At 47.6% G+C, this 7526-nt stretch carries 9 protein-coding genes, 1 pseudogene and 1 riboswitch; of the genes and pseudogenes, 7 read left to right on the forward strand and 3 right to left on the reverse strand.

The features are described from left to right. Positions 1-200, forward strand: a 200-nt coding sequence (locus D5281_RS26240) for a hypothetical protein (protein ID WP_277935588.1), incomplete at its 5' end; no start/stop codon positions are given. 59 nt (positions 201-259) lie between these two features. Here D5281_RS26240 and D5281_RS23330 read toward each other — a convergent pair. Continuing rightward, positions 260-568: a hypothetical protein gene (locus tag D5281_RS23330; RefSeq protein ID WP_160562309.1), complete on the reverse strand. Its 309-nt coding sequence runs from the start codon at positions 566-568 to the stop codon at positions 260-262. Between the two features lie 1168 nt (positions 569-1736). Between D5281_RS23330 and D5281_RS23335 the strand changes: the two genes are divergently transcribed. The 3 genes from D5281_RS23335 (at position 1737) to D5281_RS23345 (ending at position 4589) form a co-directional block, all read left to right on the forward strand. After that, positions 1737-2339, forward strand: a complete 603-nt coding sequence (locus tag D5281_RS23335; protein WP_277935589.1) for an RNA polymerase sigma factor — start codon at positions 1737-1739, stop codon at positions 2337-2339. Next, a complete protein-coding gene (locus tag D5281_RS23340) occupies positions 2329-3693 on the forward strand; it encodes a hypothetical protein (protein ID WP_160562310.1) in 1365 nt (454 codons plus the stop codon). Before D5281_RS23335 ends, D5281_RS23340 begins: the two co-directional genes overlap by 11 nt. 248 nt (positions 3694-3941) lie before the next feature. Beyond that, positions 3942-4589, forward strand: coding sequence for a histidine phosphatase family protein (locus D5281_RS23345; RefSeq protein ID WP_160562311.1), 648 nt, complete (start codon positions 3942-3944; stop codon positions 4587-4589). 20 nt (positions 4590-4609) lie between these two features. On the opposite strand, the gene D5281_RS23350 is transcribed toward D5281_RS23345, so the two are convergent. Continuing rightward, positions 4610-4978 (reverse strand): winged helix-turn-helix transcriptional regulator, encoded by a 369-nt coding sequence (locus tag D5281_RS23350; protein WP_120437201.1) that lies wholly within the window; start codon positions 4976-4978, stop codon positions 4610-4612. A 147-nt stretch (positions 4979-5125) separates the two neighbouring features. Here D5281_RS23350 and D5281_RS23355 point away from each other — a divergent pair, with 147 nt between their 5' ends. Both D5281_RS23355 and D5281_RS23360 read left to right on the forward strand, forming a co-directional pair. Beyond that, positions 5126-5644 (forward strand): nitroreductase family protein, encoded by a 519-nt coding sequence (locus D5281_RS23355; protein ID WP_160562312.1) that lies wholly within the window; start codon positions 5126-5128, stop codon positions 5642-5644. A gap of 22 nt (positions 5645-5666) precedes the next feature. Continuing rightward, positions 5667-5806, forward strand: a riboswitch (FMN riboswitch). Between the two features lie 115 nt (positions 5807-5921). Continuing rightward, entirely contained in the window at positions 5922-6566 is a 645-nt protein-coding gene (locus tag D5281_RS23360; RefSeq protein WP_160562313.1) for an ECF transporter S component, read from the forward strand. A 162-nt stretch (positions 6567-6728) separates the two neighbouring features. Here D5281_RS23360 and D5281_RS23365 read toward each other — a convergent pair whose 3' ends face one another. Continuing rightward, positions 6729-7055 carry a winged helix-turn-helix transcriptional regulator gene (locus D5281_RS23365; RefSeq protein WP_016289637.1) on the reverse strand — a complete coding sequence of 109 codons (327 nt, stop codon included), beginning with the start codon at positions 7053-7055 and terminating at the stop codon, positions 6729-6731. A 214-nt stretch (positions 7056-7269) separates the two neighbouring features. Here D5281_RS23365 and D5281_RS23370 point away from each other — a divergent pair. Further along, a pseudogene (locus D5281_RS23370) lies at positions 7270-7526 on the forward strand (dihydroorotate dehydrogenase); the annotation flags it as partial.

The raw sequence follows: 7526 nt of genomic DNA on the forward strand, positions 1-7526 counted from the left end.
TCTCCTTTGCTCTTTCATTTGATAGTATAGGTTGTTCAACTTTTTCTGTCCACACTTATATACTAACACCAATGATAAAAATTTTATTTGTCTGCCACGGCAGCACGTCGGATAACAGGGAATTGACGGCACTTGTGGGGCAAAACGTGGCAAATCACGGCAGTTGGGAAAGTGGGTTACTACGGTTTTACTACGAGTGAGGGAACGAAAAAAGAGCCTGCATTTTCAAGCCCTTTTTCCATAATTTGCGACTTAGGTTTTACCTTTCTTGGGATAGTTCTTTTGCTTCTGTCGGCAGGCATTTCCCCAAAAACATGGCCTTGCAGTCGGAAAAGCCAAGCAGGTAGGCGAGCATCCCAAACCGGGAGCCCAACGCGTTCTGCTCGCTGACGTACCGGTCAATCAGCAGTCGGATTTCTTTTGATAAATCCATCCTTTCCAGTTCGCCGGAGTATATATCCGACTTCCGGAGAATCGCCTGGTATTCCCCGTCACCGCTTACAATTCCATTCATGATGCCGTTCATACGGGTGTCCATGAGCTGGTACAATGCAGAATCTTTTTCCAATCCAATCCCTCCTTCCGTGGTGTCGTATCTTAACTCTGGTTTGGGAGGATTGCAAGTGGGGAAATAAAAAAGCCGGAAACCGCTTGTAGCGTCCGGCATTTTCTGATAATATATTCACATGGGATACTGCCATAACGGGATAGGCGGTCAGTTTTCCGATGCAAACGCAGAGGGGACTGCCCCTCTGACTACGGGTAAAACCGGGAAAGGGGGGATGCTTGATGAGTGACTATGAACTGCTGACGATTGTTCTGATGATTCTTGGGATCATCGTTTCGATCTTGATAGCGTACATAAACCACACAAAAAAGTGACCGCCCCAGCCAAAGGTAAGGTCACTTCTTTGTAAGTAATTTTATCGGGGCTGACCGTCTATCGGCAGTATTCCCTTTTGTATTTTCATTGTAGCAGATTCCCCCGTATCTGTCAAACGCTGCGGAGCGTTCCGCTAAAATCATTTTATGCCGGATTCCGCATAAAAGCAAGGGGATTTTGTCGAATCCCGTTTGTCGAATGTCGAATTGGGTGGGGTAAATGGGGTAAAGAGGGGTAAAAGTCATCATAATCTAACAGCGGCACAGGCGGCAATCTTGAATTGATGCCATAGGAATTTGGGTACTCGCAGGCAAAAGTATGGAAGAATGGCTTAAAATCAAGGGATTTTGAGGTTCGGTGGGGTTCATCACGGTGGGTGGTGGATCCCTTTTTTCGTGTTTTTAGATGCCGCTGATAGGATGGCGATTGGGGCAAAAATCGTACTATCAGGCAAAAGTATACTTTCACGCAAAAGTCGGGGGTTTCCGTGATAGTATAAAACGGAAAGGTAAAAAGGTGTAAGATATTGGCGGTTTAGGCTGAAAGGCGTATTAGTTTGACGGAAAATGCTGTCGGAAAACGGGGGATATAATACAAACACGGAAACTGCTCGGAGTTTTCGTGTTTGTATATGAGTTTCCGTGATAGTATAGAGTTTTGCGTGATAGTATACAGAAAAATTGAAAAATAATAACAGGAGAAAGAGGGCTGTGCAATGGCTCTTTTTTCTTTTGGGTATTTCTGATCCGCTTCCACTATTTCTAAAAATGACGGTGCTTTTTATATTTTTTTGAGCTAAAATAAAAAAAGTATTTTTCTCTGCAACCAAATCTGAATTTTTACGGGATATACAATGAAGGGCATAACAGCCAGGGAGGTGAGGGAGACCATGCAGGATGACAGAATTGTTGAATTATACTGGAAACGCAATGAGGCGGCAATCCAGCACACAGACCAGAAATATGGACATTACCTAATGAAATTATCGTATAACATTCTCGCTGATTGGGAGGACAGCAAAGAGAGCGTAAATGACACTTATTTAAGTGCATGGAAATCTATGCCCCCACACAGGCCGAGTGTTCTTTTAACATACCTTTGTAAGATTACGAGGCAGATATCAATCGATGTTTTCCGAAAAAGGAACAGTGCGAAAAGGCAGGCATCAGAATATGCGCTGTCTCTATCTGAATTGGAGGACTGCGTTTCTGCCGGAAACACAACAGAACAGGATGTTGACCTGCACCTTCTGGCAAAGGCTATTCAGGATTATCTTGCAGAATTACCGGGGGAAACAAGAGATGTATTTATTGGAAGATATTTCTTTTCGGATTCCATCCGTCAGGTAGCAGGATATTATGGCATGAGTGAGTCCAAGGCAAAGAGTATGTTGTACCGCACCCGTATCGGATTAAAAAAATATTTGGAGCAGGAGGGATTCTTTGATGAAAAGTGAAGACATCAGTGATGCATTAGGGTTAGTGGATGAAAGTATGATAAGCCATGCTCTTATGGTAAGAAGAAAAAAGAAGAAATTGCGGTCAAAAAGAAATAATATATGGATAATGCGATATGCTGCGGCAGCAGGTCTTTGTCTGGTCTGTGCAGGTGTTGCAGCCATTTGGTCTGTATTACGGCATGAACCGGAAAGTGACCTTCCACAGAATGGGTATTGGGTACAGGAACAGCCTATACAGGAAAGTCCAGAGCCCGAAATGCCGGAGCAGTTTGCCCCAATATCTTCCCTGCTTGCATCAAATAGCGGGAACTTTATGGCACAGCAAACAGAGAAATATGCAGCCGTCCCCATAGAACAATACAGCGGATTTTATACGGAGGTTCCCTCGGCTGGCAGTTCCGTGTTAGCAGAAAGTATGGGTAAAAGTATTGACAATACCGGGGAATGGCACTATGTTTCGGGACATTCAGACCTGCAATATCTGATCCGGAACGATGGGCAGGAGAGTTCGCTGTGGAAATTCCAATGCTTCGACAGCGGTGAATACCCATACGATGATGTCCTTAAGCTGGTATATCAGATTGATTCCGCGGATGCGATCACAGAAATAGAAGTGGCGCCTGCAAGAATGGATAATACGGATGCAGGAAAGAAAATACAGGAAGAGGTTGGGACACGGAAAATAACCGACAGGGCCGCAATAGAAACAATATATGAAATGCTGTCCGGCATGACCTGCTATGGGAGCGGCCAATGGGAGAGGATTGATTACGGAGATGTGGAAGCGGCGGGCGATGGTCAGACACCATCCCATGAAGCGGTGAGGCTTGGGCGGTATTTGTCAATAACTACAGATTATGGGAACGTAATAGATGGCTTGAAGTATACAGCGGTGTCGGATATGTTTTACGAGTTCTCAGGCATTGCCTACAGCCCCCTGACAGAAGAACAGGCTGCAAGTATATGTGAAATTATCGGAATCATGGAGTATGAGGGAGAAGACCGGCAAAGCCATGACGTGAAGACAGAGGATGCTCAACAGGAGAAAGAGAATTCAGATGACGGAGCAGGCACGGCCCTTTTGGAGAATACAAATACAGATGTAAGTTTGGAATATGTGACGGAGCTGCAGACAAAAGTGAGCAGCGCTATGATGAACCATGAAATGCCATTTGTCATATCATCCTCGGTCTATGAGAACCCATACAGGCTCCATGTTGTAGTGACATCAAACGCAGAAGAGGATTTGCAAAGACTCCGGGATTTGGACACTATAGGCGGGGTTTTGGAAATAGAGTATGTTCCTGAAAATACCAACAGCCGACATGATTTATATGAGCAGAAGAATTAACAATCCTGCCCGTGGCTTTAGTGGGAACGATATTCTACCGAAGTAGTATGAAACATTCGGGGAGGCATACAGGCAAAGCACGGAAAATCTGAAACCCTATATGCAGCGCCAGTGGAGCCTTGTCGGGGGAATGGCCGGTACGTTCAGGGAAATGGAATGATATTCCCCAATTTGATAGGTACTACCCCAAAAGTAACTGCTTGCTATTTTGGCAACGATTTCTTATACTGTCAGCGGAGGTGACAGGCATGGTTCGTTTTTACATAGTCAGGCATGGGCAGACGCTTTTGAACAGCTTAGACCGGGCGCAGGGATGGGCTGACTCACCGCTCACCGAAGCAGGAAAGCAGATGGCGGCTGACATAGGGCAAAGATTAAAGGGGATTGATTTTGATACGGTCTATACCAGCGATATGCTCCGTGCCATACAGACGGCAGAGATGATTTTGGAAGCGGGCGGAAAGGGCGGTGTGCCGATAGAAAAGGACGCAAGGCTGCGGGAATGGTGCCTGGGGTGCATGGAGGCGGAGAACAATGCTGTTTTCATAAAGAATGTATCGGACTGGCTGGGAGGGATAGCCACTTTTGCAGAGCTGAATCAGCGGCTTCCCGATGTGGCGGCTGCCATTTATGAACATGATACGACAGGAATGGCGGAGCCGTTCCAGACAATAGAAAGCCGTCTGAAAAGCGTATTTGCGGATGCCGTCCAAAAGGACGGGATGCAGGAAAGCACCGATATACTGATAGTGACACACGCCTTTGCCATAAAGACCATATTCCACCTATTTGCGCCGGGGCAGTTAAGCGGATTGGGAAAGGTAAAAAACGCATCGGTTTCCCGGCTTATATTTGAAAATGGGATTTTCTCATTGGAGCCGGATATACAGTTATGAAAAGACAGCAGGAAAGCCAGTCAAGGTTCTCCTGCTGATTTTTTTGTGCAGCATGGTGGCTGGATGTCCAGCCCGTCCAAAAAGCCCGCGCCCCAATCGCACATGGCATCCAATACGGGAATGATGCTCCGTCCAAATGGAGTGAGGGAGTACAGCGTCCTGGGCGGCTTGTCCGGGATGACTTCCCGGTGCAGCATCCCGCATTCCTCCAGATCATGTAACTGCTGCGACAGCATTTTGGGTGTCGCTTTCGGGATCATGCGCTGCAGCTCCATGTAGTGGAGCGGTTTTTCTATCAGATACCAGAGGATGAGCGGCTTGTATTTCCCGCCGATCAAAAACAGCGTGGCTTCAACCGGGCAGTTGAACTGGTCTTTTGAATATTCCATGATGTACCTCCAACTTTTAATAACTACCCTTTTGGGAAGTATCTACCCAAAAAGTGCATTCTTGCGCAATTTCTGTGTCCTGCTAAAATAGGGACAACGGTTAACCAAACACGTTCAGTATACAATAGAAAGAGAGGATTTGCCACTATGGATTTTATCGAAATTGCAAAGAAGCGTTATTCCGTCCGGGGCTATAAGGACAGAAAGGTGGAGGAGGAAAAGCTGAAAAAGATTCTTGAGGCCGCCCATGTTGCGCCGACTGCGGCCAACCTCCAGCCCGTCCGCCTGATTGTCGTGCAGAGCAGTGAGGGGCTTGCGAAGATTGGGAAAGGGGCGAACCTTTACGGAGCGCCGCTGGCGGTCATTGTCTGCGCTGACCACGGAAAGGCATGGGTGCGCCCGTTTGATAAGAAGCAGACAGCCGACATAGACGCCTCCATACTGACAGACCACATGATGCTGCAGGCAACGGAATTGGGGCTTGGCTCCGTGTGGATATGCTACTTCAAGCCGGATGTGATACGGAAGGAGTTCGGGCTGCCGGATGATCTGGAGCCGGTCAATATCCTTGCAGTCGGGTATTCGGACGAGGAAGCGGCAGACCCGGAACGCCACTCGCAGACTCGCATCCCGGTGGAAGAACTGGTTTCTTACGAAATGATATAGGCGGTTTTTTACAACTTGATACTGGCATCTTCAGGGCAGGGTGAGATTCCCGATTGGCGGTATAGTCCGCGAGCGTGAAAACGCAGGACTTGGCAGGCGTCCAAGTCAGGATTTGGTGAGATTCCAAAACCAACAGTATAGTCTGGATAGAAGAAGATGGGGCCGCATTGTACGAAAGATAAGCATTTTTTCGTATGGTGTGTGCTGTCTGTAATTTTCTGGCACCTGAATACAAGTTTTGGGTGCCTGTTTTATTTTACGAAGGGAGAAAATGTATATGAACAACAATACAAAGAAGATAACGACAATGGCCATGCTTTCCGCAATAGCGTATGTGGTAGTGGTGGTAGGGCGCATCCCGGTGGTGCTTTTCCTGAAATATGACCCGAAGGATATCATCATCACGCTGGGCGGGCTGATATGGGGGCCGCTGACATCCTTTACCGTATCCGTGATTGTTTCGCTGATAGAGATGGTGACGATCAGTGAAAACGGGATTCTTGGATGCATCATGAACATTGTGTCATCGTGTTCCTTTGCCTGCACGGCGGCGGTTATCTATAAGAAAAAACGGACATTAAAAGGGGCAGTCGTAGGTCTGCTGTCCGGAAGCGTGGCGATGGTGCTTGTGATGATGCTGTGGAATTATCTGATAGCCCCTATTTACATGGGATATCCCCGTGAAGCGGTTGCAAAGCTGCTGCTCCCGGCATTCCTGCCATTCAATCTGTTAAAATCCGGGCTGAACGCGGGATCCACATTCCTGCTTTATAAGCCGATCACTACGGCGCTGCGCAGGACAGGGTACCTGTCGGAGTCTGCCGTGGAGCAGAATAAAAAGCCGGTTGGTTTGTGGCTGTTTTTCGGGGCGGTCATCATCACCTGCATTCTGCTGATATTATCGCTTAATGGAATCATATGAGGGACATCATGGAACAAATTTCAAATAAGACTTCTACAAATATCCTTTCGGGCAAAGTGGTACATGGACAGGGATAGGGAACAACAGAATTTGTTTATCTAAGGCGGAATGAAAGCCTGTGCTGGCATGGCATTGCAGCGCAGGCCCGTTTTGCAGTTCAGCCTACATCAGATGCGTATCGCTCCAGCTTTTCATATCTCTCAAAATAGGGATGAAACTTTTCCCCAGGCCAGTCAGGGAATACTCCACTTTCGGCGGCACTTCCTGATAGATATAGCGGGAGATGAAGCCGTCCTGTTCCAGTTCCCGGAGTTGCTTGGTAAGGGTGGACTGCGTGATGTCCCCAAGCCTCCGCCTCAGTTCCCCGAACCGCTGCACTTCATATTCCGCGATGTACCATAATATCGTTATCTTCCATTTCCCGCTTAAGATGTTCTGTACCCTGACCATAGCCGCACATTGGGGCAGCGGCGCTTTCATGTTGCTCATAAGGTGTCCCTCCTTCTAACGGCATTATACTATATCCGCCCTGTCTGTTCAAGGTACTATGATTTTTGATACTGGTATCAATTTTCGCACTATAAACGAAAAAAGACAGTACTTTTCTTTTCCGCGCCAGTTGCTATAATGTGATTCAAGAAAGGAGGCGGACGGGATAAACACATCAGTGGATATAGCGGGCATCAGGTTAAAGAACCCGGTGATGCCCGCGTCCGGGACATTCGGCTCCGGGCAGGAATACAGCGGGTTCGTGGATCTGAACCAGTTAGGCGCGGTGGTCACAAAAGGCGTCTCATGCGTCCCGTGGGAGGGGAACCCGGCCCCAAGGATCATGGAGACGGCCAGCGGGATGATAAACGCGGTGGGGCTGCAGAATCCGGGGATAGATGTCTTTATAGAGAGGGACCTCCCTTTCCTCAGACAGTTTGACACGAAGGTCATTGTGAACATATGCGGCAG

This window comes from Parablautia muri (assembly GCF_009917485.1).
Taxonomy (GTDB): domain Bacteria; phylum Bacillota; class Clostridia; order Lachnospirales; family Lachnospiraceae; genus Suilimivivens; species Suilimivivens muri.